Source organism: Acinetobacter sp. ANC 4805, assembly GCF_022549495.1.
Classification (GTDB): domain Bacteria; phylum Pseudomonadota; class Gammaproteobacteria; order Pseudomonadales; family Moraxellaceae; genus Acinetobacter.
In genome coordinates, this window is record NZ_JAKZGD010000002.1 from 168,550 (window position 1) to 193,595 (window position 25,046).

The 25,046-nt window shown below is 38.4% G+C and carries 23 protein-coding genes, 6 tRNA genes and 1 pseudogene; 19 read left to right on the forward strand and 11 right to left on the reverse strand.

Going from position 1 to position 25,046, the window contains the following annotated elements:
* Positions 1-69: 69 nt before the first annotated feature.
* The 4 genes and pseudogenes from MMP60_RS03405 to MMP60_RS03415 all read right to left on the reverse strand — a co-directional run bounded on the left by MMP60_RS03405 (position 70) and on the right by MMP60_RS03415 (position 2,239).
* A complete protein-coding gene (locus MMP60_RS03405; protein WP_241335172.1) occupies positions 70-801 on the reverse strand; it encodes a DsbC family protein in 732 nt (243 codons plus the stop codon).
* A 67-nt stretch (positions 802-868) separates the two neighbouring features.
* The gene (locus MMP60_RS03410; protein ID WP_241334976.1) at positions 869-1,225 is read right to left on the reverse strand and encodes a protein tyrosine phosphatase; all 357 of its coding nucleotides are present in this window, start codon (positions 1,223-1,225) and stop codon (positions 869-871) included.
* Positions 1,197-1,427 (reverse strand): annotated as a pseudogene (locus MMP60_RS15945) (hypothetical protein). Before MMP60_RS15945 ends, MMP60_RS03410 begins: the two are co-directional and overlap by 29 nt.
* Positions 1,428-1,516: 89 nt before the next feature.
* A complete protein-coding gene (locus tag MMP60_RS03415; RefSeq protein WP_241334977.1) occupies positions 1,517-2,239 on the reverse strand; it encodes a folate-binding Fe/S cluster repair protein in 723 nt (240 codons plus the stop codon).
* Positions 2,240-2,425: 186 nt separating this feature from the next.
* Here MMP60_RS03415 and MMP60_RS03420 point away from each other — a divergent pair, with 186 nt between their 5' ends.
* The 4 genes from MMP60_RS03420 (at position 2,426) to MMP60_RS03435 (ending at position 4,331) form a co-directional block, all read left to right on the forward strand.
* Positions 2,426-2,872, forward strand: a complete 447-nt coding sequence (locus MMP60_RS03420) for an SRPBCC family protein (protein ID WP_241334978.1) — start codon at positions 2,426-2,428, stop codon at positions 2,870-2,872.
* 79 nt (positions 2,873-2,951) lie between these two features.
* Complete coding sequence (locus tag MMP60_RS03425; protein WP_241334979.1) at positions 2,952-3,290, forward strand: DUF2004 domain-containing protein; 339 nt, start codon at positions 2,952-2,954, stop codon at positions 3,288-3,290.
* A gap of 210 nt (positions 3,291-3,500) precedes the next feature.
* Positions 3,501-3,845, forward strand: coding sequence for a zinc ribbon domain-containing protein YjdM (locus tag MMP60_RS03430; protein ID WP_241334980.1), 345 nt, complete (start codon positions 3,501-3,503; stop codon positions 3,843-3,845).
* A gap of 150 nt (positions 3,846-3,995) precedes the next feature.
* Positions 3,996-4,331 carry a YegP family protein gene (locus MMP60_RS03435; RefSeq protein ID WP_241334981.1) on the forward strand — a complete coding sequence of 112 codons (336 nt, stop codon included), beginning with the start codon at positions 3,996-3,998 and terminating at the stop codon, positions 4,329-4,331.
* Positions 4,332-4,387: 56 nt separating this feature from the next.
* On the opposite strand, the gene MMP60_RS03440 is transcribed toward MMP60_RS03435, so the two are convergent.
* Both MMP60_RS03440 and MMP60_RS03445 read right to left on the reverse strand, forming a co-directional pair.
* Positions 4,388-6,103: a proline--tRNA ligase gene (locus MMP60_RS03440; RefSeq protein ID WP_241334982.1), complete on the reverse strand. Its 1,716-nt coding sequence runs from the start codon at positions 6,101-6,103 to the stop codon at positions 4,388-4,390.
* Positions 6,104-6,317: 214 nt separating this feature from the next.
* On the reverse strand, positions 6,318-6,962 hold the full coding sequence (locus tag MMP60_RS03445) for a hypothetical protein (RefSeq protein WP_241334983.1): 645 nt from the start codon (positions 6,960-6,962) through the stop codon (positions 6,318-6,320).
* 280 nt (positions 6,963-7,242) lie between these two features.
* Here MMP60_RS03445 and pilG point away from each other — a divergent pair, with 280 nt between their 5' ends.
* From pilG to MMP60_RS03475, 6 genes are all read left to right on the forward strand, one after another.
* Positions 7,243-7,626 (forward strand): twitching motility response regulator PilG, encoded by a 384-nt coding sequence (gene pilG, locus MMP60_RS03450; RefSeq protein WP_004652356.1) that lies wholly within the window; start codon positions 7,243-7,245, stop codon positions 7,624-7,626.
* Positions 7,627-7,645: 19 nt separating this feature from the next.
* Positions 7,646-8,008, forward strand: coding sequence for a response regulator (locus MMP60_RS03455; protein ID WP_004664659.1), 363 nt, complete (start codon positions 7,646-7,648; stop codon positions 8,006-8,008).
* Positions 8,009-8,047: 39 nt separating this feature from the next.
* Complete coding sequence (locus MMP60_RS03460; RefSeq protein WP_241334984.1) at positions 8,048-8,584, forward strand: chemotaxis protein CheW; 537 nt, start codon at positions 8,048-8,050, stop codon at positions 8,582-8,584.
* Between the two features lie 47 nt (positions 8,585-8,631).
* Positions 8,632-10,719 carry a methyl-accepting chemotaxis protein gene (locus tag MMP60_RS03465; RefSeq protein WP_241334985.1) on the forward strand — a complete coding sequence of 696 codons (2,088 nt, stop codon included), beginning with the start codon at positions 8,632-8,634 and terminating at the stop codon, positions 10,717-10,719.
* Between the two features lie 157 nt (positions 10,720-10,876).
* Positions 10,877-15,838 carry an Hpt domain-containing protein gene (locus MMP60_RS03470; RefSeq protein ID WP_241334986.1) on the forward strand — a complete coding sequence of 1,654 codons (4,962 nt, stop codon included), beginning with the start codon at positions 10,877-10,879 and terminating at the stop codon, positions 15,836-15,838.
* A gap of 11 nt (positions 15,839-15,849) precedes the next feature.
* Entirely contained in the window at positions 15,850-16,305 is a 456-nt protein-coding gene (locus MMP60_RS03475; RefSeq protein ID WP_241334987.1) for a hypothetical protein, read from the forward strand.
* 50 nt (positions 16,306-16,355) lie between these two features.
* Here MMP60_RS03475 and dapE read toward each other — a convergent pair whose 3' ends face one another.
* From dapE to MMP60_RS03490, 3 genes are all read right to left on the reverse strand, one after another.
* The gene (gene dapE / locus MMP60_RS03480; RefSeq protein ID WP_241334988.1) at positions 16,356-17,492 is read right to left on the reverse strand and encodes a succinyl-diaminopimelate desuccinylase; all 1,137 of its coding nucleotides are present in this window, start codon (positions 17,490-17,492) and stop codon (positions 16,356-16,358) included.
* A 124-nt stretch (positions 17,493-17,616) separates the two neighbouring features.
* Positions 17,617-17,760: an entericidin A/B family lipoprotein gene (locus tag MMP60_RS03485; RefSeq protein ID WP_241334989.1), complete on the reverse strand. Its 144-nt coding sequence runs from the start codon at positions 17,758-17,760 to the stop codon at positions 17,617-17,619.
* A 96-nt stretch (positions 17,761-17,856) separates the two neighbouring features.
* The gene (locus MMP60_RS03490) at positions 17,857-18,744 is read right to left on the reverse strand and encodes a DUF1853 family protein (RefSeq protein WP_241334990.1); all 888 of its coding nucleotides are present in this window, start codon (positions 18,742-18,744) and stop codon (positions 17,857-17,859) included.
* A 100-nt stretch (positions 18,745-18,844) separates the two neighbouring features.
* Here MMP60_RS03490 and MMP60_RS03495 point away from each other — a divergent pair, with 100 nt between their 5' ends.
* The 9 genes from MMP60_RS03495 (at position 18,845) to MMP60_RS03535 (ending at position 21,560) form a co-directional block, all read left to right on the forward strand.
* Positions 18,845-19,204 carry a YbaN family protein gene (locus MMP60_RS03495; RefSeq protein ID WP_241334991.1) on the forward strand — a complete coding sequence of 120 codons (360 nt, stop codon included), beginning with the start codon at positions 18,845-18,847 and terminating at the stop codon, positions 19,202-19,204.
* 375 nt (positions 19,205-19,579) lie between these two features.
* The gene (elsL, locus tag MMP60_RS03500; RefSeq protein WP_241334992.1) at positions 19,580-20,086 is read left to right on the forward strand and encodes a cell wall-recycling L,D-carboxypeptidase ElsL; all 507 of its coding nucleotides are present in this window, start codon (positions 19,580-19,582) and stop codon (positions 20,084-20,086) included.
* Positions 20,087-20,252: 166 nt separating this feature from the next.
* Positions 20,253-20,328, forward strand: a tRNA-Val gene (locus MMP60_RS03505).
* Between the two features lie 23 nt (positions 20,329-20,351).
* Positions 20,352-20,428 (forward strand) — tRNA-Asp (locus tag MMP60_RS03510).
* A gap of 45 nt (positions 20,429-20,473) precedes the next feature.
* A tRNA-Asp gene (locus MMP60_RS03515) sits at positions 20,474-20,550 on the forward strand.
* 101 nt (positions 20,551-20,651) lie between these two features.
* Positions 20,652-20,727 (forward strand) — tRNA-Val (locus MMP60_RS03520).
* Positions 20,728-20,766: 39 nt separating this feature from the next.
* A tRNA-Asp gene (locus MMP60_RS03525) sits at positions 20,767-20,843 on the forward strand.
* A gap of 82 nt (positions 20,844-20,925) precedes the next feature.
* A tRNA-Val gene (locus MMP60_RS03530) sits at positions 20,926-21,001 on the forward strand.
* Positions 21,002-21,089: 88 nt separating this feature from the next.
* On the forward strand, positions 21,090-21,560 hold the full coding sequence (locus MMP60_RS03535; RefSeq protein WP_241334993.1) for a DUF2750 domain-containing protein: 471 nt from the start codon (positions 21,090-21,092) through the stop codon (positions 21,558-21,560).
* 30 nt (positions 21,561-21,590) lie between these two features.
* Here the strand turns inward: MMP60_RS03535 and MMP60_RS03540 are convergent, their stop codons facing one another.
* Together MMP60_RS03540 and MMP60_RS03545 are read right to left on the reverse strand one after the other, a co-directional pair.
* Complete coding sequence (locus MMP60_RS03540; protein ID WP_241334994.1) at positions 21,591-22,376, reverse strand: YdcF family protein; 786 nt, start codon at positions 22,374-22,376, stop codon at positions 21,591-21,593.
* Positions 22,377-22,505: 129 nt separating this feature from the next.
* On the reverse strand, positions 22,506-25,043 hold the full coding sequence (locus MMP60_RS03545; protein ID WP_241334995.1) for a sulfite reductase flavoprotein subunit alpha: 2,538 nt from the start codon (positions 25,041-25,043) through the stop codon (positions 22,506-22,508).
* Positions 25,044-25,046 lie beyond the last annotated feature (3 nt).

The window sequence follows — 25,046 nt, forward strand, 5'->3', positions numbered from 1 at the left end:
TTTAAATCAGTCTATTATCTCACGGATGGTTTGAGTGATGAAAATCACAAACCATCCATTTATTATCCATTATTTTTTCGTATGTGCTTCTTTTAGAAATTGCTCCATTTGCTGAGCATTTTGTGGTAGCCCAGAGAGTCGTATACCATTTTCTAAGAACATGGTTGGCGTTCCGCTAATCTGTAAATTTTGTCCTAGTGTGAGGTTTTTCTGCACAGGCGTTTCACATGTTCCTGAGTTTTGAGCTAATTTACGGCGCAGCATATAATCTTCCCATGCATTATATTGGTTTTTAGCACACCAAATTTTATTTGCTGCAACTTCAGCTTGTGGATGAAGTTTTTTGAGTGGGAATAAAAAAATGTAGACAGTGACGTTGTCGATAGAAGGCATGTATTGTTCAAGTTTTTGACAATAAGGACAATCTGGGTCGGTAAAAACGTATAACGTACGTTCACCTTTGCCTTTTACGTGTTTGATTGCCTGATCGAGAGGGAGTTGTTTGACATCAATTTTATTGAGTTCAGCAATACGGTCTTCAGTCAGATTTTTTTGATTTTTTACATCAAGTAAATTGCCAAACAAAAGGTATTTTGCATTTTCATCAGTATAGATAATTTTGCCCCCCACATAGACTTCATAAATTCCTGCTAAAGGAGATTGGCTTACGGAAGTTACGGGAATATCTGGATAATTTTGTTTGAAATTTTGTTCTAGTGTTTTGCCATCAGCATGAACTGTTTGTAAATTTAAAAGACCGAGCATTAACGCAGATAGCCAAGTTTTGATCATTATTTTCATTTGAGAGAAATATTGTTGAGAATAGTCGAACAATACCCCTCATTTGCATTTTCGACAAGAACTTGAATTAAACTTTTAAATAGGGTTGCATGGCCAATTGAAGTAACTCGATCAGTTCGTCATCCATATATTGATAATCATCAGGAATATCGAGTACAAATATTTTTTTATGCATGAGTTGCTTGGAGAATTTTTCTTTGATTTGTTGCTTGTGTCGATTTTCCATTACAAAAATTTGCTCAGCCCACGCAATGTCTTTTAATGAAATTGTATGTTTAGCATGACGACTTGTACCAGCTGAGCGGGTATGAAGACCATACCCTTGAGCGAAAATACGTTCGGCTGTAGGACTGCGCCATTGATTGCGACTGCAAATGAAAAGAGTGTTCAGTATGTTAAATCCAAGAGTTGAAATGAGCTTCACGTAAATATTTTGCTTTGGAAATTCGAGGATATTCAATTCTTAATTGTCTGGCACGTGCAAGCTTATCTTGTCGTGTATACAGATATTTCTATTGTTTAGGAGGTTTTCAACAGAGAGAACTATGCCTACAGTCTCGACCACGAAATAGAAATTTTTGTTTACGTCGCTATGCTCGATTACGTTGTTGTGATAAATCATCCATATTAAAAAACTCATGAGTTGATCGGGTTCAGCAGCCGCGATAACACATGAGTTTTTAATATAAAATCAAAGCCTGATTTTTACAAGTATTTAGCTTGGTCTTGCTACATCACCATTTAATACTTCTGGTAAATCCAAAACAGCAACACCGAGTTCTTCTAAAGCAGCAGGTTTAGCAATCACAAGTGCGAGATAACCATCTTCAAATGTAATACTATTCACTACCTCAACATCTTTATTTAGTTGCATCGCAGGCGCAGGAGTGGCCTCTTTAGCTTGAATTAAATGCAACCAATGTTTCGGTTTTGCTTTAAACCAAAGACGTGCCACAATTTCCTGACCCAAATAACAACCTTTATCAAAATGTACACCATCACGTTGATGCAGGCGTAATTCTTGTGGTTGGAATAGATGTTCAGTTGTATGCGTAATCCAAGCCTGTCCTGACTGAATGGCTTGTACTTGCCAAATATGGATGTCTGTCTCTGTTGAAGAAAATTCAGTTTGAATACCAACGGCAGTTGGATAGACTGAACCAATTTCATCTAATTTCATTTTGGAGAAAGCACCAAACTTTTTAATGTGTTTGGAAAATTCTTCTGCTTGGTCTTGTACGGTAACAAGCTCAAAACTCTCAGGATTTAACTTTTTAATCCATAGACCAAAATGGATACGCCCTTTTAAATCACAAATAGCTGTATAGCGACTTTCATTTTCAGGTAAACGTTCAACATGAATAGTGACCTGACCCTGTAAAAATTTTTGTGCATCTACACCATTTAAGCTAAAAGCAGTAAAAGCAAGCTGACTCATAGATCAATCCTAAAGCTGCGTTCTAATCACTAAAATATGGATGGCTATTTTGCGCCATTTTCTACAAAAAAGCAGCTTTAGATTTTCGATATCCGTACGTAAATGAGTGATCAAAAGTATAGCAATCGTTGTATTAATCGTTATGATATGGTGGTGAATAAAAAATAACCATACTGGAGAATAATAATGACAGGTACAGTACGATTACATCGAATATTCAATGCACCGCCTGCACGTGTTTTTAAAGCTTTTTTAGATGCAGATGCTTTAGTAAAATGGATTGCCCCACATGGGTTTACAGCTAAAGTTCATCATTTAGAACCACAAGTAGGTGGTACTTATAAGATGTCATTCACTAACTTTTCAACAAGCAGTGTTCACTCATTTGGTGGCACATATATTGAATTAATCCCGAATGAATTGCTTCAATATACGGATAAGTTTGACGATCCTAATCTGCAAGGTGAGATTCAGGTGACAATTCAGTTCAAATCTGTTTGGGTCGGTACAGAAATTCACATTACTCAAGAGGGGATACCTGATATTATTCCGGTTGAGGCATGCTATTTAGGTTGGCAAGAGTCACTATGCTTATTGGGGTTATTGGTACAAGCCGAAATTCCAGATCAATAAAAGTGTTACATCAAAACACAAGACAAAATATAAGCAAAAGTAGAACAAGTTTTCACTATTTGGTGATGTTGGAGGAGTTATGTCAGAACAAGCAATGATTGAACGCCGTGAACAACTTGCACGTACTGCAATGCGTGAGGCTTTAGAAAATCAACAAGCAGAAGATAGTGTGGAATTGTTTATTCAGCACCACCTTGAAGAAATTGAATCAACTTATTGGCAAAAGCACTTTGGAACCCCTTTACCTACCTTGTTACAGGTACTTGAATTTTTAATTCTAGATCATGGATGGGAGGGGAGTGACCTCGAAAGCTATGAGATGTTGGATTTTACTTTGCCAGAAGAGATAACGAATTATGTGATCTGTGTCAGTTTTGATGAAAGAGAACAGGTTATTGATATTTCTATGGAAAGTTAATGGTTGATTGACTAGCTTGGAAATATAAATGAAGTGTAGTGATGGTCACATGCTCGATTATACGGGGCATAGTGGTACTGATTAAAGTCATAAAAATATTGGACAATAGCCATGTCTTGGGATTCAAGCGTATTGACTTGGAAAAAGACTGAACCTAAAGTTTTGAAAAAATGCAGCTATCCATCATAATAGAATCTTTGAGATTTTTTTATGTCTTTTCCAAATTGCCCACAATGCCAATCAGAATATACTTATCAAGATGGCGAACTACTGATCTGCCCAGAATGTTCACATGAATGGAAAGAAGGTGAGAGTCAGGTTTCAGAAGTACAAACGATCATTAAAGATGCAAATGGTAATATTTTGGTTGATGGGGATAGTGTAACTGTAATTAAAGATTTAAAAATTAAAGGTTCTTCGTCAGTTGTGAAAGTAGGTACAAAAGTTAAAACTATTCGTTTAGTTCCAGATGCAAGCGATGGTCATAATATTGATTGTAAGATCGATGGTGTTGGTGCGATGAAACTTAAATCTGAGTTTGTAAAAAAGATTTAGTTCAAATGATTTGAGGGGCATGAAAATGCTCCTTTTTTATGCGCTCAATAGCTTACTAAAAGTGAACAAAAAACCATCTGTTTAAACTGTTGGAGCTGATTTATATTGAGAATACAATCAATAAAATCAACTTCAATAATAGAGGTTTTTATGGCTGGATGGTTTGAAGTAAGTCAGGCGAATGATGGTCAATTTCGTTTTGTTCTCAAGGCTGGAAATGGGGAGCCGATATTAAATAGTGAATTGTATAAAACCAAAGCAGCAGTATTAAATGGAATAGCATCAGTTCAAAAGAATAGTCCAGATGATGCACGCTATGAACGATTAACTTCAAAAAATGAAAAACCTTATTTTAATTTAAAAGCTGCTAATCATCAGGTGATTGGTACCAGTCAATTGTACTCAAGTGAACAATCTCGTGATAAAGGGGTTGAGTCTGTAAAAAATAATGGTTCGTCAGAAATGATTAAAGATATAACTATTTAAATTTAAATAAAAAAGCCGTTTTAATTCAAACGGCTTTTTTACATCTAAAGTTTAGATTAGCGTGCGAGTTTTGCGACTAATTCATCTTTATTTAGATTACTTGCTTCAGCATCGCGACGACCTTTGTACTCAAAAGTACCAGCATCCAAACCTTTCTCACCAATCACGATTCGATGAGGAATACCCATCAATTCTAAGTCGGAAAATTTTACACCTGGACGTTCGTTACGATCATCAAACAATACATCGTAACCTTGTGCTTGTAGTTCAGCATATAGTGCTTCGGCAGCTTCAAGGGTACGAGGTGATTTGTGCGCATTCATTGGCACGATAGCAACATCAAATGGTGCAATTGCTTGTGGCCAAATAATGCCTTTTTCATCAAAGTTTTGCTCAATCGCAGCTGCGACTACACGTGTTACACCAATGCCATAACATCCCATGGTAACAGTGAATGGTTTGCCATCTTCACCAAGTACTTTGCAGCCTAGAGCTTCTGAATATTTTGTACCTAATTGGAAGATATGTCCTACTTCAATACCACGTTTGATTAGAATCGTACCTTTACCATCTGGAGAAGGATCACCTTCAACCACATTACGAAGATCAAATACTTCAGTGAATGTTGCATCACGATCCCAATTCACACCTGTTGCATGCTTGTCGACTTCATTTGCCCCAGCAACAAAGTCAGATAAGACTGATGCAGCACGATCTACAATGACGGTTAAACCTTTTTCAACAAGCCCTTGAGGACCACAGAAACCAGCAGTTAAACCGTGCTGTTGTAATTGTTCTTCAGTTGCAAAGGCTAAAGGTGCTGCAATCAATGGGTGCTTTTCAGCTTTAATATCATTGAGTTCATGATCACCACGTAAGAACAGGGCAACAACAGGTGTGTGACCTTTTTCATCTGTTTGACCTTGAACCAAGAGTGCTTTTACAGATTGTTTTGCATCAGTATTTAAGAACTGGCAAACATCCGCAATCGTTTTTTGATTCGGTGTATCGACTAAAGTGAGTGTTTGCGTTGCTTCAGCGCGCTCGCCTGTCAAAACAGCTTCAGCCATTTCAACGTTTGCTGCAAAGTCTGATTCAGTTGAGAAGGCGATATCATCTTCACCACTTGCTGCAAGTACATGGAACTCATGTGATGCTGAACCGCCGATAGAACCTGTATCTGCTTGCACTGGGCGGAAATCTAGACCAAGACGCGTAAAGATGCGGCTATAAGTGTCATACATTACATCATAGGTTTCTTGGAGTGATTCTTGATTGGCGTGGAATGAATACGCATCTTTCATGATAAATTCACGTGAGCGCATTACGCCAAAACGTGGACGAATTTCATCACGGAATTTGGTCTGAATTTGATAAAAGTTCAAAGGAAGTTGCTTATAACTTTTTAATTCATTACGTGCTAGATCGGTAATGACTTCTTCATGAGTAGGGCCGAGTACAAAGTCATTTGTATGGCGATCTTTGAAGCGTAACAACTCAGGACCGTATTGCTCAAAACGACCAGACTCTTCCCAAAGTGCAGCAGGTTGAGTGACTGGCATGAAAACTTCTAATGCACCTGAACGGTTCATTTCTTCACGAACAATCGCATCTACTTTCTTTAAAACACGTGTTCCTGTGGGCAACCAAGAGTATAAGCCAGAAGCTAGTTTACGAATCATCCCCGCACGTAACATGAGCTGATGTGAAATGACTTCAGCATCATTTGGGGTTTCTCTTAACGTTGCAAATAAAAAGCGGCTTGCGCGCATGGAAACTGTCCTAAACGTAAGTGTTATTTGAAAGAAGTTGCACAAATGAACAAAAAATATATGCTCACAATTGAGCTGTTGGCATTATGACATGAATCATTCAGATTCGTGTAATCTAAACTGGCACAATCGAATTAAAACTATAAAAATTCAGACCCTATTGGAAAGTGAATTGAGAGTCACAAATAGATTGTATGCTTTGGAATAGGGTTGCTTATTCAAGATTTTTTAAACGATTAATGATATCTGCATAATCTGCTTCAGTTTTATGGTAGGCATTGCGTAAACTTTCGACAGTTCTTTTTACACTTTCGATATTTTTGGCATTATTGTCTAAATTATTCTTAAGTTGAGGAGGGAGTGTCTCTCCTTTGCGATGATATTCCATTTCCTGTCGTTTGAATGCAATTTTGTCTTGTTGTAATTGCTGTAGTTGATCTTGTTGATAATTAAGCTGTTTTTTTAAACTGGCGAGAATCTGATCTCTTTTTGTGGCGGCAATTTTTGTACTACCATACGCACGTTTCAATTTCATATCTTGTTCACGTTGGCGTGCAGCAGATTCACGACTAGAAGATTGCTGTATATCTACTTTCGCATTGTATGCTTTATTCCGTTTTATGACTTGCATATTGCGATCAAGTGCTTCATAACCATAACGAATATGGTCAGGTGTTACTGAGGTGCTGAGATTAGAGACCCCATTTTTATCATAGTAACGATACCAAACAGCTTTAGGTTGTTCAGTTGTAGCAAAAGTTGTACTAGAAAAAATGAATAGAAATAAAGCGCAAATGTAATTACGAGCAAGCATTGTAAAGTGGCTAATGCGAAAATCGCACTTTAACGAACCAGTCATTACATTCCCCGAAAAAAGTTAACTAAATCACTTATTTTTAAATAATAATCTGTTGTATATTAGTGGTTATTTATACAATTAAAAATAGTTACTATGCAAAAAAATTAGGAATTTGATGAAAAATGTGAACTATTTGCTATTGTTTTTGAAAACTGACAGTTTTGTTCAAAAAACCTCGTTGATAATGCAAGTAAAGATATGTTAAAAATATCAACTGATCTGTATAAAACAAATTAAACCAACCATAATTTGTATTGAGTGAATGGGGCAGGACAATTAAATGGAAGATAAATTTCAAAATTTGAAGGTAATGGTGATTGACGACTCAAAAACGATTCGTCGTACAGCTGAAACCTTATTGCAACGAGAAGGTTGTGAGGTGATCACCGCTGTTGATGGTTTTGAAGCATTATCAAAAATTGCAGAAGCAAATCCTGATATCGTATTTGTGGATATCATGATGCCTCGTTTAGATGGTTATCAAACCTGTGCACTGATTAAAAATTCTTTAAATTACCAAAATATCCCAGTGATTATGTTGTCAAGCAAAGACGGTTTGTTTGATCAGGCTAAAGGGCGTGTTGTGGGATCGGATGAGTATTTAACTAAGCCATTCAGTAAAGATGAGCTATTAAATGCGATTCGTAACCACGTTAGCGCATAAAATTTAAATTGAGGAAAAAATGGCTCGTATACTTATCGTAGATGATTCACCTACTGAAACATTTCGCTTTAGAGAAATTTTGACTAAGCACGGTTATGAAGTTTTAGAAGCAACTAATGGTGCTGATGGTGTCACAATGGCACAAGCAGAACTACCTGATCTCGTACTAATGGATGTCGTTATGCCAGGGATGAACGGTTTCCAAGCAACACGCCAAATTAGTAAAGGTAAAGACACGCAGCATATTCCTGTTGTGATCGTGAGTACTAAAGATCAGGCAACAGACCGTGTTTGGGGAAAACGTCAAGGAGCTTGTGATTATTTAACGAAGCCTATTGATGAGCAACAGCTTATTGATGTGATTAAGCAATTACTAAGTTAATTTTTACGAGCCTTTTCATTACTCAATACGGGATAGGGTATGGCAGCAAATGGATTTATCGAATTGCTTCGCTTATCCAAGCGAGGCAATAAACAATATGCTTCAACTCAGAATGAAGTCAGCCGCTGGTCTGGTATCGCATTTGAGATGTTAGGGCAATATTTTGTTGCACCATTAGGGGAAATTTCAGAGGTAATCTATCCTCCGAAATATACCCCTGTGCCTAATACTCAAGCATGGGTACGTGGTTTGGCAAATATTCGTGGGCGATTGCTTTCAGTTTCTGATTTAACGCACTTTATTTCGGGACAACGGAGTCAGTTTTCACCAACGCAAAAAGTAATTTGCATTAGTCATCAAGATCATTATGTGGGCTTGGTCGTCGACCAAGTTCTTGGAATTCAGCACTTTAATAAAAAGAGTTTTTTTTCTCAAGGTACTGACTTGGACAATAAATTGAAAGATTATTGCCAAGGATACTTCCAACAACATAATCAACAATGGCATGTGTTTTTACTGAGTCGATTGTTGAAAAATCCTCAATACATGAATGCATCAATAAAATTTATAAACTAATTTGATACGCTACGGAATATAAACGCGTATTCAGGGGAGAAGCTGATATGGGCTTTAAACTTAAAAAGAAAAATGGTAGTGGTGCTGATAGCGCTGGTCTTAAGAAAGGTGGAGCATTTTTAGAAAATGTTCGAACGCAACTTGATCAGTTTTCACGATTGTTTGGTGAAACTGAAAAGTCAAAACCTATTTTATACCGTGCGATTGGTGCTTTAGCTCTTGCAGTTATCCTCTTAATTTATTTGTTCGTGAGTGTTCCTCGTTATAACCAGTTAACTCGTAGTTTAGGTGAGTTGCGCTTGTTATCTCAGATGATTTCTCGTCAAGCGACGGAAGCAACAGCTTCTGGTATGCCTGAAGCGATGAAAAGTTTGGTTGAATCTGAAAAGCGTTTTGCAGAAAACTTAGAAACTGTTGAAAGTGTTTATGGTAAAGGTTCAGATGAGTATAAAAAAGCAAATGAACTTTGGACAAGTGTTTCTAAAAACATTGACTTAATTGCTTCACAACAAAAAGTCATTAATCAATTATATGATACCAACATCTCGATCAGTGAAACGATTCCAGAGATTCAGGCCGAATATAACTTGATGGTTGACCAAATGGTTCGTGAGAACATGGCGAGTAGTCAGGTAATCATCACCAAAAACCAAGTGTTTATTGCTGAACGTATTTTACGTTCGATTAACTCGGTTCTAGTTGGTACAGATAACTCTAACGTTTCTGCAAATGACTTCGGTGCGGATATTGATACCTTTGGTGTTTATTTAAATGCACAGTTAAATGGTAGTACTGAATTAGGTGTAGATCGTATTGAATCACCAGATTTACGCGAATCTGTGGATAGTATTAAATCTGATTATGACGCTGTACTGAAATCAGCAGCAGCAACCGTATTACAAAACGCAAACCAAATTGTTCGTGTACGTCAAGCATCTTCACAAATTTTCTCTCAATCTGATGCGCTATTGACATCATTGAATGATTTGTCAAATAAGGCTGAAGGCGGTTGGGGTAACGTTATTGCGGGTGTTGTGTTAATCGCAGCATTAGGCTTACTTATTTTCTCTGCTTTACAGTTACTTGCTTTACGTAGTAACACAGATAAAGAGCGTGTAACTCGCCTACAAGATGAATATGACCGTAACCAAAATGCGATTTTGCGTTTACTTGATGAGATTGCAGACTTAGCAGACGGTGATTTACGTTCATACGCAACAGTATCGGAAGACTTTACTGGTGCGATTGCCGACTCGATTAACTTCGCAATTGACCAATTACGTGACCTTGTATCTCGAATCACGGAAACGTCTCAAGAAGTTGCTCGTTATACTCAAGATACCCAAGATATTACCAACCAATTAGCAGAAGCATCTGAGCATCAGGCTCAGGAGATTGCTGGTGCGTCAGCAGCAATGAATGAAATGGCATTGTCGATTGACCAAGTATCATCAAATGCATCTGAATCTGCTGAGGTAGCACAACGATCTGTACAAATTGCATCGAATGGAGCACAAGTTGTAAACCGTTCAATTCAAGGTATGGATCACATTCGTGAGCAGATTCAGGAAACTTCAAAACGTATTAAACGTTTGGGTGAATCTTCTCAAGAAATTGGTAACATCGTCTCGCTTATTAACGATATTGCCGATCAAACGAACATCTTGGCATTAAACGCAGCGATCCAAGCATCGATGGCGGGTGAGGCTGGTCGTGGTTTCGCAGTTGTAGCCGATGAAGTACAGCGTCTAGCAGAACGTTCAGCATCAGCAACCAAGCAGATCGAAAGCTTAGTAAAAACCATTCAAACAGATACAAACGAAGCCGTTATTTCAATGGAACAAACGACTTCTGAGGTTGTACGTGGTGCGAACTTAGCAAAAGATGCGGGTATTGCACTGGATGAGATTCAAACGGTATCTGGTGATTTGGCGAAATTGATTGCAAGCATTTCGGATGCAGCAAAATTACAGTCTGCATCAGCAAGTCATATTGCAACAACGATGAATGTCGTACAAGAAATTACTTCGCAAACGACAACAGCAACGTTTGATACAGCACGTTCAGTTTCTGAATTGGCAAATATGGCTGAATCATTACGTGAATCTGTAACTGACTTTAAGCTACCTGAATAAGCAGCAAAGGGGAGGCAGAGTTGTATCTGTCCTTTCCCTTTTTTGAAGAGATGTAGAATATCTCTACAAGATGGTGACAAAAATGGAGCTACATCTTGTGTGATAGATACACGTAATTTTTAGCCACAGTTCGTGGATAAAAACGAAAGAAGCCGCTATGAAAGAAATATTAAAAACGTTAGTTGAAACGATGACGCTTCCCGAAGATAGTTATCTTGAGCAAGATGCAGAAATTCTTGAAATTTTTATCGAAGAATTAGATGAAATCTTTGTTGAGTTAGAACCATTGCTCGTTCAATGGATTCAACAACCGACTCAACAAGATGCGCTCACAGATATTCGTCGCTATTTCCATACCTTAAAAGGTTCTGGGCGAATGGTTGGTGCTAAATCTTCTGGTGAATTGGCGTGGACGGTTGAAGATACTTTAAATCGTGTACTTGCAGAAACAATTGTGTTGAAGTCAGATATTCAACATTATGTGCAAGCGGTTTTTAATGTCTATCGCTTTAAACTTTTACATGATTTTAAACTGGTTCAGAAACATCAAATAGATTTAAAACCATTGGTTTTATTGGGGCAACAATTACAGCAACAGTTAAGCCCAGAGCCAGCTTTAGCTGATTTGTTGCAACTTGCAAATATGCATGATGGTATGCAAACGGGTCTTGAATTTGTATCTGTTGATAGTGTAGTTGAACCTAGTGTTGATGTGATGCAGACAGCTTCAGCAGCCGTCAATCATCATCTTGAAGATGATGCACTCATTAAAGAAACATTGGCGATTTTCTTAGAAGAAGCCGAAGATCATTTGGCGACAATAGATCAATTCTTGTTGAATGATCGACCGACCAATGATAATTATAATACCTTAATTCGAGCATTACATACGTTACGTGGTAGTTCTGCGATGGCACATGTTGAGCATGTGTTTGAAGCAAGTTCAAAAGTTGAAAATTTATTTAAAACCTTATTACAAGAAGAACTCGATTCAAGTTCTGATGAAACTGCGTTATTAACACATTATGCCCAGTTTGTGCGTGATTATTTACACACTTTAAAACATCAAGGTTCACAGCAGAAATTTGCTGAAATCTATGATACATTTAATGTCGCATGGGATAGTTACGATTTCCAATTAGAAGAAAAGAATGGTGAAGCATTACGACCACAAGGTTTAGTTTCACAATTATTAGAACTGAATATCAATGATCTTTTAGATGTTGAATTTGACTTTGAGAAACGTGCACGCACTGAATTTCCTCAATATATTCAGATTCTAAGCCAACAAGCTGAAATTTTGTTGGAACATACACATCATCATGCCACGATTGGTATGTATCAATACACCAGTCTATTACGTTCGAGTTACCAGGACGTATTATTCAAACCAAATTTACTTAATCTTGATTACGCGTTTGAGCTGTACTATCAGGTACATCAACAATTCATCCAGTTGTTTGATACTTTGGCAGCAGGGCAACGTGTTACTTTAACGAAAGCTCATGAGCTTGTATTAAATGAACTAAGTTCATTTACACAGCAAAATGTTGAATTCTTGGAGCAAGCGGCAACACCAGCAATAGAATCAACGCAATCAGATAGTTCTAATCAAGTTGATTTGACCGATTTAGCTGCACAATTTGGTTTAGATAAGCAACAATTACAATCGAGTGAATCAAATCGAGACTTCGACCCTGATCTATTAGATATTTTCCTTGAAGAAGCTGATGAGTTATTGGTTGGTATCGATGCTGATCTGAATACATGGACAGCCGATCAGCAGAATGTAAGTGCACTTAAGAATTTGATGCGCTATTTGCACACCTTAAAAGGTGGTTCAAATATGATTCAAGCGCGTCATATTGGTCTCATTGCGCATGAGCTAGAAACGATTTATGAGAAGTTGATTAATCAGCAACTTCAACCAACAGTACAATTAATTGCCTTAATCCGTGCTGTACAAGATGATATTGCAGATCGAATCCAAACGATTCGTGATAAACAAGTCGATTATCCTGCAACTCATGTATTGAATGTTTTAGAGAATCTGAATGCGGTAACTATTGCATCGGATATTAAACCTATTGTCGCTGATCTAGATGAATTGGATAATATTGATACTCATGTTGAGATATTAGACCCTACAGTTTCTGTGAGCAGCCTAAAAACAGAATCCTCTTATGTTATTGACATAAGTGATTTAGCTGCACAATTTGGTTTAGATAAACAACAATTACAATCGAGTGAATCAAATCGAGACTTCGACCCTGATCTATTAGATATCTTCCTTGAAGAAGCTGATGAGTTATTGGTTGGGATCGATGCTGATCTGAATACATGGACAGCCGATCAGCAGAATGTAAGTGCACTTAAGAATTTGATGCGCTATTTGCACACCTTAAAAGGTGGTTCAAATATGATTCAAGCGTGTCATATTGGTCTCATAGCACATGAGCTAGAAACGATTTATGAGAAGTTGATTAATCAGCAACTTCAACCAACAGCACAATTAATTGCCTTAATCCGTGCTGTACAAGATGATATTGCAGATCGAATCCAAACGATTCGTGATAAACAAGTCGATTATCCTGCTACACACGTACTTCAGCTTATTCAACAAACTGATCTATCTACGACTGGTTCGTCTCAACCGAAACCGGCTATGTTTGAATTGACTGAAGAAAATCAGGCAATTGATGATATCGCTCATGTTGAGAGTTTAGCTTCGTTTGAAGAGAAAGAAGTTGTATCTGGCGCTCAGATTACCCGTGATGTTCAACTTGATGATGATGTTCGTTCTCTCGTTGAGCAAACTTTCTTAGAAGAAGCGGAAGAATTACTTGATCAAGCTAAAGGTTTATTAAGACAATGGTTTGATCAACGTACTAACCGTAGTTTGCTCTTACAGTTACAGCGTAATGCCCACAGTTTAAAAGGTGGTGCACGTATGGCTGAGTTGGATGCAATTGCGATTGTTGCTTATCATTTAGAGAATGCATTTGAACAATTTGGTGTACACCATTTCAATTCAAACGTTTATGACAATTTGCTTAACACAGCAATTGCATGGCTAAACGATGCTATTTTCAAACGCCAATATGCAAACTTCGATGGACTAAAACAGAGCTTAGAGAATATGGAGTTTGTGGATGTTGCAGCGCAACTTCCTCAAAAACTTTCAGCCAAAGATATCTTTACGCCTGAATACACCATGGAGTTTGTTCAAGGCGATGGTACTGAACCGCCATCAATGTTGGGTGAGTGGGAAACGACAGAGCGTATCGAACAAAATAATGAAATGATCCGTGTCTCTGCTGATGTCATCGAGAAGATGATTGACTTATCAGGTGAGAATGCGATCAACCGTTCACGTATTGAAATGGACCTCGGTCAATTGGGTGGTACGTTAACGGAAATGGAACTCGCGATTAAACGTTTGGCGGATCAGTTGCGTCGAATGGAAGGCGAATTAGAAAGTCAAATCATTGCTCGCCATGGCAGTGAAACTTCACGTTACGCAGATTTTGACCCATTAGAAATGGACCAATACTCATCTCTAAACCAATTGTCAAAATCACTAGCGGAATCTGCTTCGGATTTGGTTGACTTTAAAACAACGCTTTCCGAAAAAATTCGCGATACCGAAGGTTTGTTATTACAACAGTCACGTATTCAAGCTGAAATTCAAGAAAGTTTGATGCGTACTCGTTTGGTACCATTCTCACGTTTGTTACCACGTTTGCAACGTATCGTTCGTCAAACAGCATCTACTTTAAATCGACCAACTGAATTGATTGTCAATAATACCGAAGGTGAATTAGACCGTAGTATTTTGGAAAAATTGGTTGCGCCATTTGAGCATATGTTACGTAATGCAATTGACCACGGTATTGAAGATCGTGAACATCGTTTGCAAACCAATAAACCAGAAACAGGGCATATTGTTTTAGATATTGGTCGTCAAGGTACTGATATTGTTGTTACGTTTAATGACGATGGTAAAGGTATTGATGTAAATCGTATTAAAGATAAAGCGATTCAAACAGGTTTGATGACGAAAGAGCAGAAACTTGATCATGAGGAAATTCTGCAATTTATCTTCCATCCTGGTTTTAGTACAGCCGCACAAGTGACACAGATTTCTGGACGTGGTGTTGGTCTAGACGTTGTACAAAGTGATATTAAGGCTTTGGGTGGTCATGTTAGCGTTAGTTCAGTTTTAGGTAAGGGTACAACCTTTACGATACGAGTACCGACTACGGTAGCCGTAAGTGATGCATTGATGGTAAAAGCAGGCGATCAGCAATTTGCATTCCCACTTGCACAAATTGATCGTATTGTTCGTATTTCACCTGCAGCATTAGAACAGTATTTTGAAAGTAAAGAAGATTACTTCAAGATCGATCAAGAGCGTTATCGTTTACGTTACTTATCTGAGTTTGTTGCTGGACAGCCAATTCCTCGTTTACATGGTGTTGTCCATTCTTTACCTGTATTGTTGGTTAAAGGCGCACAGGGACAAACCACTGCATTACTCGTAGACCAATTAATTGGCTCTCGTGGACAAATTGTAGTGAAACCAATTGGGCAACAGTTCTCAAGTATTGGCGTTATTGCCGGTGCTACAATTATGGGTGATGGTCAAGTCTGTCTGATCTTGGATGGTCAAAATATTGCGAGACATGCACAGTCTACACCACGTACTAAACATGCAGATGAAACTTATACGAAGCAACGTTATGATGAACGTCGCTTGATCATGATTGTGGATGACTCGGTAACAGTGCGTAAGGTAACATCACGTCTGTTAGAACGTCAGGGTTATGATGTTGTCACAGCGAAAGATGGTGTCGATGCGATTGAGCAACTTGAAACCATTAAGCCAGATTTAATGTTACTTGATATTGAGATGCCACGTATGGATGGATTCGAGGTTACAAACCTTGTTCGACATCATGAATTGCATCGTGATTTACCAATTATCATGATTACATCACGTACGGGCGAAAAACATCGTGAGCGTGCCTTATCATTGGGTGTGAATCAATATATGGGTAAACCATTCCAAGAAGAAACACTCTTGGAAAACATTGAAAGTTTACTAACAGTGCGCTAACGGGGTGAGAAATGGTTAAAAAAAGCGCAAACTCGGCATTGGGAAAAATTGACCAACAAGAGTTACAACATTTAATTACAGTATCAACTGGATTTATTGATGCTTATATTATTCAGTGTCATGAGAAAGTTCCAATGCTGTTACCACAGAATATTGTGCTATCAGCAATGGATACTCAGACCAATGTTGATCATATTGAATGGCATGATTTAAAGCTTCCAATTTATGCTGTGAATGATCCAGCGAGTAAACATGGGGTAGCCCTAGTTGTTGAAGGGGATGATGTCTCTGAACGATTTGCTTTGGTTTGTAATGAAATGCCTGAATCAATTCGTTTACGTATTTCAGAAATCGTAGATGAGGAAGTGGATATTGATGACAGCAATGTCTTTAAATATGTAAAGATTGGTGAAAAGCAATATTACGTTCCGAATTTGCAGAATATACAAACGCAACTCGGTTTATAACAAAAAAGGAACTCTACGGAGTTCCTTTTTTAATGCTAGATATTTTTACTTTATTCGGCAAGAAGCTCTACTAGAATTTGCTCGTAAATCTCTGCTAAAGGCTCAAGGTCAGCAACATTGACATGTTCGTTAATTTGATGAATTGTTGCATTCAATACACCTAGTTCGAGGACTTGAGCGCCTGTTGGTGCAATAAATCGACCGTCAGAAGTACCCCCACTGGTTGAAAGTACAGTTTCGACACCTGTTACGTTTTTGATTGCTGTTTTCGCAGCATTTACTAATTCACCCACAGGCGTTAGAAATGGTAAGCCTGACAAAGTCCAATGAATATCATAAGTTAAATTATGTTTATCTAATATCTCAAGTACGCGTTGTTTAAGAATATCAGCGGTGACTTCTGTTGAGTAACGGAAGTTAAATGTTACTTTTAAAGTACCCGGAATGACATTTGTTGCACCTGTTCCAGCCTGAATATTTGAGATTTGGAATGAGGTGGCAGGAAAATACTCATTACCATTGTCCCAAACAGAGTCACATAGTTCAGTTAAAGCTTTTGAGGCTGAATGAATTGGATTTTCTGCTAAATGAGGATAGGCAACATGACCTTGTTTACCATGTACAGTTAAAACGGCATTTAGCGAACCACGACGACCATTTTTTACAATATCGCCTAGTTGATGGGTGCTCGATGGTTCGCCCACTAAGCACCAATCCATTTTCTCATTACGAGCTTCTAAGGTTTCAATAACTTTCACAGTTCCATTAATTGAAGGACCTTCTTCATCCGATGTAATTAGGAACGCAATAGAGCCTTTGTGATTAGGGTGATTTGTCACAAAACGTTCAGAAGCAACGACCATTGCTGCGAGCGCAGTTTTCATATCCGCAGAACCACGTCCATATAACTTACCATCACGAATACTTGGTAAGAATGGATCAGAATTCCAAGCATCTAAATGACCTGTCGGCACGACATCAGTATGACCTGCAAAACAAAAAACAGGTGCTGTTGTTCCACGACGAGCCCATAAATTATCGACATCTTCAAAGCGCATGTTTTCGATATTAAAGCCAATCTTTGCTAAACGTTCAGCCATAATATTTTGACAATCATGATCGACAGGAGTAACAGATGGCTGGCGTAGGAGTTGCAAACTAAGTTCTAGAGTATCGGAATGGTTCATGCGAGATGTGGCTAAATCTGGTGAAATCTGAAGCGATATAATAGGGGAATATGGTAAAGAAAGGTATGTAAAAATAAACCTTATCTACGTCTAGATAAGGTTTTATAAAGGTTGCTTCGTCAAATCACATCTTATTTTGAGTCTTTTCAGCAGTTTGAGTGACTTTATCACCTGCTTTGGATACATCCTGCCCGAAACCTTTAAATGTATTACAACCAGTTAAAACAAAAGCCGCCATCATCGAAGCAACTAAGATTTTTTTCATCATTTTCTCCATTTCAATGTAATTATGATGTGCTTATGAGGCTAAGAAAAAATGCATAAAATAAAAATAATGGTTTGATAGTAGATCTGTTATTAAATGTTACTTTATAAAAAACTGAGATGAGTAAGATGCATTAAGGAACAATAAAGAGGGTTGACGGAACATATAAAAAGCAGGAGTTGGCGTTTCATGGTAATACAGCCCATTTGTCCACCATTGCGCTGTTAGCGAGGATGCATATTGATCTGGGCATAGCCATTCATGACGTTGTAATCGATAGTATGGTGTTGTTGGGATATGCGTTCCCCATTGTCCCAAACGTCGAGATGGATTAACCCAATTGGGTAGTACAGACTCACTCAAATCATTGGGTAAATACAATTGTCCTTTCATTACCGCAAATTTACGTTGAATGTGGTGTTGGTTTGCTTCGGAAAACTGGAATTGGCGCTCAGTAAAATGTTTTAATTTTCGATGTAAAGTATCTTGTCTGTTCAGCCCAAACCATTGTGCTAGATCTAATTTTCCTTCGCCAAGATAGTATTTAAGTGCAACTTCCCAATGTTCGATTTCTTGAGTTTCTTGATTAAGTAGCACAAAATCCAGTTCACCTAAAGTGATTGCACCTGCAATTTTTTGGATACTATGCCCTAACAGTTGGTAGGGGTGGTAATCACCATCTTGTAACCAAAACCATAATAAATTTTCAAATCGTAGACCTAAACGGGTACTTTTAAGACGTGCTAAGAAATCAATTAAAGGTTGTGGCTGTTGATCAAGTTGCTGTAAGCGCGTTTGATAGCTTTGATAAAGACCTTGCCAAGTTTGATCATTATGAAACTCAAAATGATTGTTAATTTTCAGTTCATTTGGGCATTGCGTTAGGATATTTGGACTCGCGATACAAAAAGCCAAGTGACGGACAATTGGATTCTTAAACTGCAACCATGGTTCAAAAAAAGTGGTTGTGGTCATTCGGCTAGACATGCTGCTACTCAATTATTGAAATAATCAGTTAAGTTTAAGAAAGAGCAATAAAAACACTTTATACTAGCATGGTTGTAAACATGTGTTGGTTAATTACTCAATGAAAACATTGTTCTGGCGTAGCTTAGTTGTGATTTTTATTATTTTAGGAATCATTGGGGCAATACTACCAGGCATGCCAACAACAGTATTTTTAATACTTGCAGCATGGGCGGCGTCTAAAGGCTGGCCTGAAATGGATGCTTGGCTATTAAATCATCCCAAATATGGTGTGACCTTACGCAATTGGCGTGAAAATGGGACTGTACCACGTCGGGCAAAATGGATCGCTAGCATCATGATGCTGATCAGCGGTATTTTGATGTTATTTACCAATGCACCGTTCTTTGTCAAAGTTTTTACCGATGTCACTATGTTTATTGTTGCCGTATGGTTGTGGCTACGACCTGAGCAGCGTTAAGAAAAGCGAAGCTTTTTAGCTGTGCAAGACGAGAACTATGTTCGAGTAAAGGCGTTAAGAAAAGCGAAGCTTTTTAGCTGTGCAAGACGAGAACTATGTTCGAGTAAAGGCGTTAAGAAAAGCGAAGCTTTTTAGCTGTGCAAGATGAGAACTATGTTCGAGTAAAGGTGTTAAGAAAAGCGAAGCTTTTGCGGAATATATTTCTCATGCGCAAGACGAGCAGTTATGCTGTTAGTAGCGGATTAAGAATAAGAACAAATGATGATTTCGTTACTAGATTTAAAACCTATCGCTAATTAAAACAACTGAAAAATACAAGAAAAAGCCTGTAGTCTGTGTTGAAATAAATATGTTCTATCGTCCATCGAGATAAAAATGACCTATACCTTTGATCAGGCAGATATTGTCATAGACTTAGCACAACAGATCTTACGTTTGCCAAAACACAATAAATTTTATGTGATCTCCTCTGGTAAAAATGGTATTGGGGAACAAGAAAATAGCGGTAAAACGCCAAGAGGGTGGCATCAAATTGCACAGAAGATTGGTGGAGAAGTAGAAAAAAATGCGGTCTTTATTGCACGTCAGCCGACAGGAGAGGTGTACAACCAACAACTTGCACAACAATTTCCACAAAGAGATTGGATTTTATCTCGAATTTTATGGTTAGACGGTTTAGAAGATGGGTTTAATCGAGGAGATGGTTGCGATACATTTAAGCGATATATCTATATTCATGGGACACCTGACACTGAACCAATGGGCATTCCAATGTCTCATGGCTGTATTCGAATGAAAAATCAGGATGTGATTGAGCTTTTTGAGCTTATTACAGCACAAGCATTGGTTTATATTTCTGAACAGGCATTGGAAAATGAATGATGAAAATGCCAATAAGTGCTTAAATAAAATACGGAAATCTGGTTTTTTTCAAAGAATTACTTATTTTTTAATCATTCGTGCGCTTTTTTCTGAAAAGAATAGGAAAAGCGTTTGACAGGCTGTAAAGATTCTCTATAATGCACCTCACAAACGATGAAGACGTTAAGGGCGCTTAGCTCAGTTGGTAGAGCGTCTGCCTTACAAGCAGAATGTCGGCGGTTCGATCCCGTCAGCGCCCACCAAGCCTTTACGTTAAAACTCAAGTGCAGCGGTAGTTCAGTTGGTTAGAATATCGGCCTGTCACGCCGAGGGTCGCGGGTTCGAGCCCCGTCCGCTGCGCCACTTAAGTTTTAATATCGTTTTACCCTATAATTGCAAAATTATTGTGCAGCGGTAGTTCAGTTGGTTAGAATATCGGCCTGTCACGCCGAGGGTCGCGGGTTCGAGCCCCGTCCGCTGCGCCACTTTAAATTTGCATTACAGGATAGAGTTGGATACATTAGATTTAATCTGATCTGTCTAAACAAATTTTTAAAGCAATGCTTTAAGTTTGTTACCTCGCTCAGGGCGCTTAGCTCAGTTGGTAGAGCGTCTGCCTTACAAGCAGAATGTCGGCGGTTCGATCCCGTCAGCGCCCACCATAGTTTGTGACATCATACTTCTTAATGAAGTATAACAGTGCAGCGGTAGTTCAGTTGGTTAGAATATCGGCCTGTCACGCCGAGGGTCGCGGGTTCGAGCCCCGTCCGCTGCGCCATTCTCTTAATATCATTTTTTGGGAATGTTTGTTTTAACAAGTATCTTATACTTGATCTCTGATACGAGTTTAGTCTCGCTCAGGGCGCTTAGCTCAGTTGGTAGAGCGTCTGCCTTACAAGCAGAATGTCGGCGGTTCGATCCCGTCAGCGCCCACCATATATCTCTTAAATAATTAAATTCTTGTAACTCATATCAAATTATCTTATGATTAGCGCCAATAATGATTCTAATATTGAACTAATATATGAAAAATCCATATCAACGCAAGGCTGCGTCGAAATCACAAACAACAACACCTCATTCTTCTGCTAAAGATATTTATCGCCAATTTATTCAAAATATCATCATACAGCGCCAAGTGATTGCTTTGTATCATGATGGTTGGGCTTTGTGTTCGACACCTTCTGGTCAGCATGCTCTATCAATCTGGCAAAACAAAGGTTTGGCAAAACTACTCATTAAAGATAATTGGGCGAAATATGATATTCAGGAAATGTCACTGATGGCATTTATTGAGAACATGATTCCTTTCCTAAAAGAAAATAATACGATTCTATCTTTGGATTTGACACCTGAAGGAAATAACTTGCTTGTATCACCAGATACTTTTTTGTTGGATGTAAAAAATTTCCTATACCAAATTTATTTACAGCGACCAGACGTATTTGCTGAATTACAATTGCCATTACCACGAGAGATTCGATTGCATAACTAAAAAATAGAAGTTGATTGGGGGATTCCCCAATCAATATTCATTAAGTAACCAACCGCTTGCATAAGCAAAATATTCTCTTAACCACGCATTATATCGAGTCTCTAAGGGTGTACTTGCACCTAACATAATGGCATGGCGATAACCTTGCTTTCGAGCGATTGCTGAAGCGCGCAAGGTATGAAAGTCACTAGTGACGATTGCAATCGGTTGCTGAATGTTAATCTGCTGTGCCTGTAATAAGGTTTGACTATTTTTAAGATTCAGTTCAGTGCTGGTACTTTTATCTTCTAAAATGATCTGTGAAGCAGGGATGTGATGATGCTGTTGTACATAACGTGACATGACGATGGCCTCGCTATTTGTTTCACCAAAATCAATACCCCCAGTCATGACTAATTTTGCAGTGGGTTGGGCAAGTGCAATCGGTGCAGCACGATCTAAACGCTTGGCAAGTGTTGCAGAAGGTTGCCCATTTTTAACACCAGTACCTAAAACGATGATAGCTTTGACTGGAGCAATGTTTTGGTTTTTAATTTGATGATTCGAAAGATAATGAAAGAAATAGCCTAAGCTAATTAACCAAATCCAAAAGCATAGCCAGCCAAATCTCCAGACTGAATGTAGGCGGAAATGGTAGAAAAAGAAGCGTTCAATATGATAATAAAAATAAGCATAAAGGCAGAAAAATAATCCTAGGAGAAAAGGGAGTACTGTGCCGATATGGATTTTTTTAAATGCGATTAGGATAGCCCCATCTAAAAATAGAACTGAACCAATAAGGGCTAAAAAAATACGAATCCATGAACTTATTTGCATAATCTTCATTGTAGTCAATTTGAATCGTGCTCAGTGTATGCAAAATTAATAGAAAGGCAAACCCTCTAAGCATTCATTAAAAAACGAGTGACAATGCACTCGTTTTTTAATACTAACACTTAAGTTGGATTAATAAACATCACGACGATAACGCCCAGCCTGTCTGAGTATATCGACTTGCTCTTCGCCAAGAATCTCTATCAGCGCTTGATCGACACCTGTTGCCATACCTTCGATACTACCACAGACATAAATGACAGCACCTTGCTCAACCCATTTGCTCAGCTCTTCAGCCTTGTTGCGTAATACATCTTGGACATAGATGCGTTGTTCCTGATCACGAGAAAAGGCGAGGTCTAAACGTTGTAGCGTGCCCATATTTAGCCAAGCTTGGATGGTCTCCTGATAAAAGAAATCATGTTCACGTTGGCGTTCGCCAAAGATAAGCCAGTTTGCCGTATAGTTTTGTCGATTACGCTGTTGTAACAGGCTCATAAGTCCTGCAATGCCTGTCCCATTACCGATACAGATAATCGGGCGGTTGTCATCGATTAAGTGGAAAGATTCGTTAGTGCGAATCCGTAAGGAAATAGGGTCTTTGAGTTGTGAAAATTCAGTTAACCAACCTGAACCTAAACCTAATTGAGCATTCTCATCACGCTTTTGACGTACTACCAGTCGTAGGCATTGCTGTGCTGGAATACTTGCAATTGAATATTCACGCGTTGGTAGTACGGGTAATTGCTTAAGTAATTCTTCTAGGTTGCTAAAAGCATTGAGATCAATTCTTAAATTTTTATCCCAAAGTGCCTGTTCAATGTTTTGATTCAATGACTCAACAATTGTTTGAGGTGGGATTTGATATTTAATCAAAAAGTTTTGAATCTCTTTAACACTATTTCCCGATTGAATCTCGGCAATATCTCCTGCATGCCAAGTGATATCATGAGGAGCTGTTAACTCAATGTGATAAGCAGCTTCTCCTAAGCTGTTTGGATTTAGAATATGGCGTTGGCTTAATGTCCATTGATCAAACACTTTGTCGATACTCATGGCATTAAGTTCATGCTTGGTCACATTAGATAATGCTTGATTCCAACGCTGAATATCATTGGTGTTGGCATTATCTACTTCGATTAAATCGAATAAGGGTTGTGCATTGCATTGTTTTAACCATCTATCTACTGCATAGCCGAAGCTGCAATAACTATCAGGATATTCTTTAGATCCGAGTGCTAAGACTGCATATTGTATTTGACTTAGATCAAGGTGCTGCTGCATCAGTTTTTTACTGAAACTTGTTGCTAAGTCGGGTGCTTCTCCTGTTCCATAGGTACTGACGAGTAATAAAACTTGTTGTGCTTGTTGTAGGTCTTGTTCAGTCAGTTGCTGAATTGGTTTAACGGTCGTTGGTTGTTGTGCTTCTTGTAAGCTCGTTGCTGTACGCCAAGCGAGTTGTTCTGCTACACCTGTTTGCGATGCATAAGTAATCAACCAAGCCTTGGTATTTGGATCAATTTGCTGTGGATTAAGTGATTGACGTGCAGCAAGGGTTAATTTTTTTTGCTTACGTCGTTTAAGATAAAGCATCCAACCTGTTATAAAAAATAAAGGCATTGCCAATGAAGCCAACATCGCAATAAATTGATAAGTTGAACCAAAAAAACTACCTCGATGTACAGGCAGCATACTGCTCATGATTTTTTCATTGAGTTTTTTCTGTTCATACAGTTCAAATTTTTCGAATTTATTATCTTGATAGTTATAGATCGCTTGGTTACGCGCACGTTCATGTTGTGGCGTTGCATCGACAAAAGAGAGTTCAACTTTGGCATCATCATGCTTTGGAATATTTAAAGTAAGGCTTGAATATTCACGCCCAATTTGTGCATTTACACCGTTCCATGTTTGGGTCAGGATGGTGTTGAGCTGCTGCTTTTGCAGTTCGGGTTGTTTATTTTTGCCATGTTCATTATTTTGTTGATTCCGTTGCGGTTGTTCTACGCCCATGACTTTGAACATGCCTGCACGCCACCAATCATAAGACCAGTATAAGCCTGTACATGCGAATAATAAGTAGAACACAACCATCCATGTTCCAACGACAGCATGTAAGTCCCAAATAAAATTGCGACCTTTGAGTTTAGGTTTAATAAAAAACCATTGTTTAAAGGAGTGTTTCTTTGGAAAGCGCAGATAAATCCCACTTAAGACAAAGAAAATCAGCATCAAAGTTGATGCGCCAGTAATTTGTGCCCCAAATTCACCTGCAGTCAAATTACGATGTAAACGCTGAATAAATTGCAGCGTATCACGACCCTTAATGTCAGGTAATACTTCGGCTGTGTATGGATTAACCATCATGTTATAACCACGACGAGCACCTTCTTTTTTAATATTGACGGTTGAAGATGCTGTCGGATCTGATGCAATCGTAATGCTATTAATTTCAATCTCAGGCTGCTGTCGATTGAAATGTTGATACAGTTGGGCAGGGGTGAGTTTAGGTGTTTGAGCGACTTCAACAACATAGCTGTCTTGATTCAGCCATTTTAAAATTTGTTGATCATAAGAATAGATTGCACCCGTCAGGCCCATTAAAGAGAGGATGAGACCTGCTGTGATCCCTAAAAACCAATGGATTTGGAAGAAAACTTTTTTAAACATGGT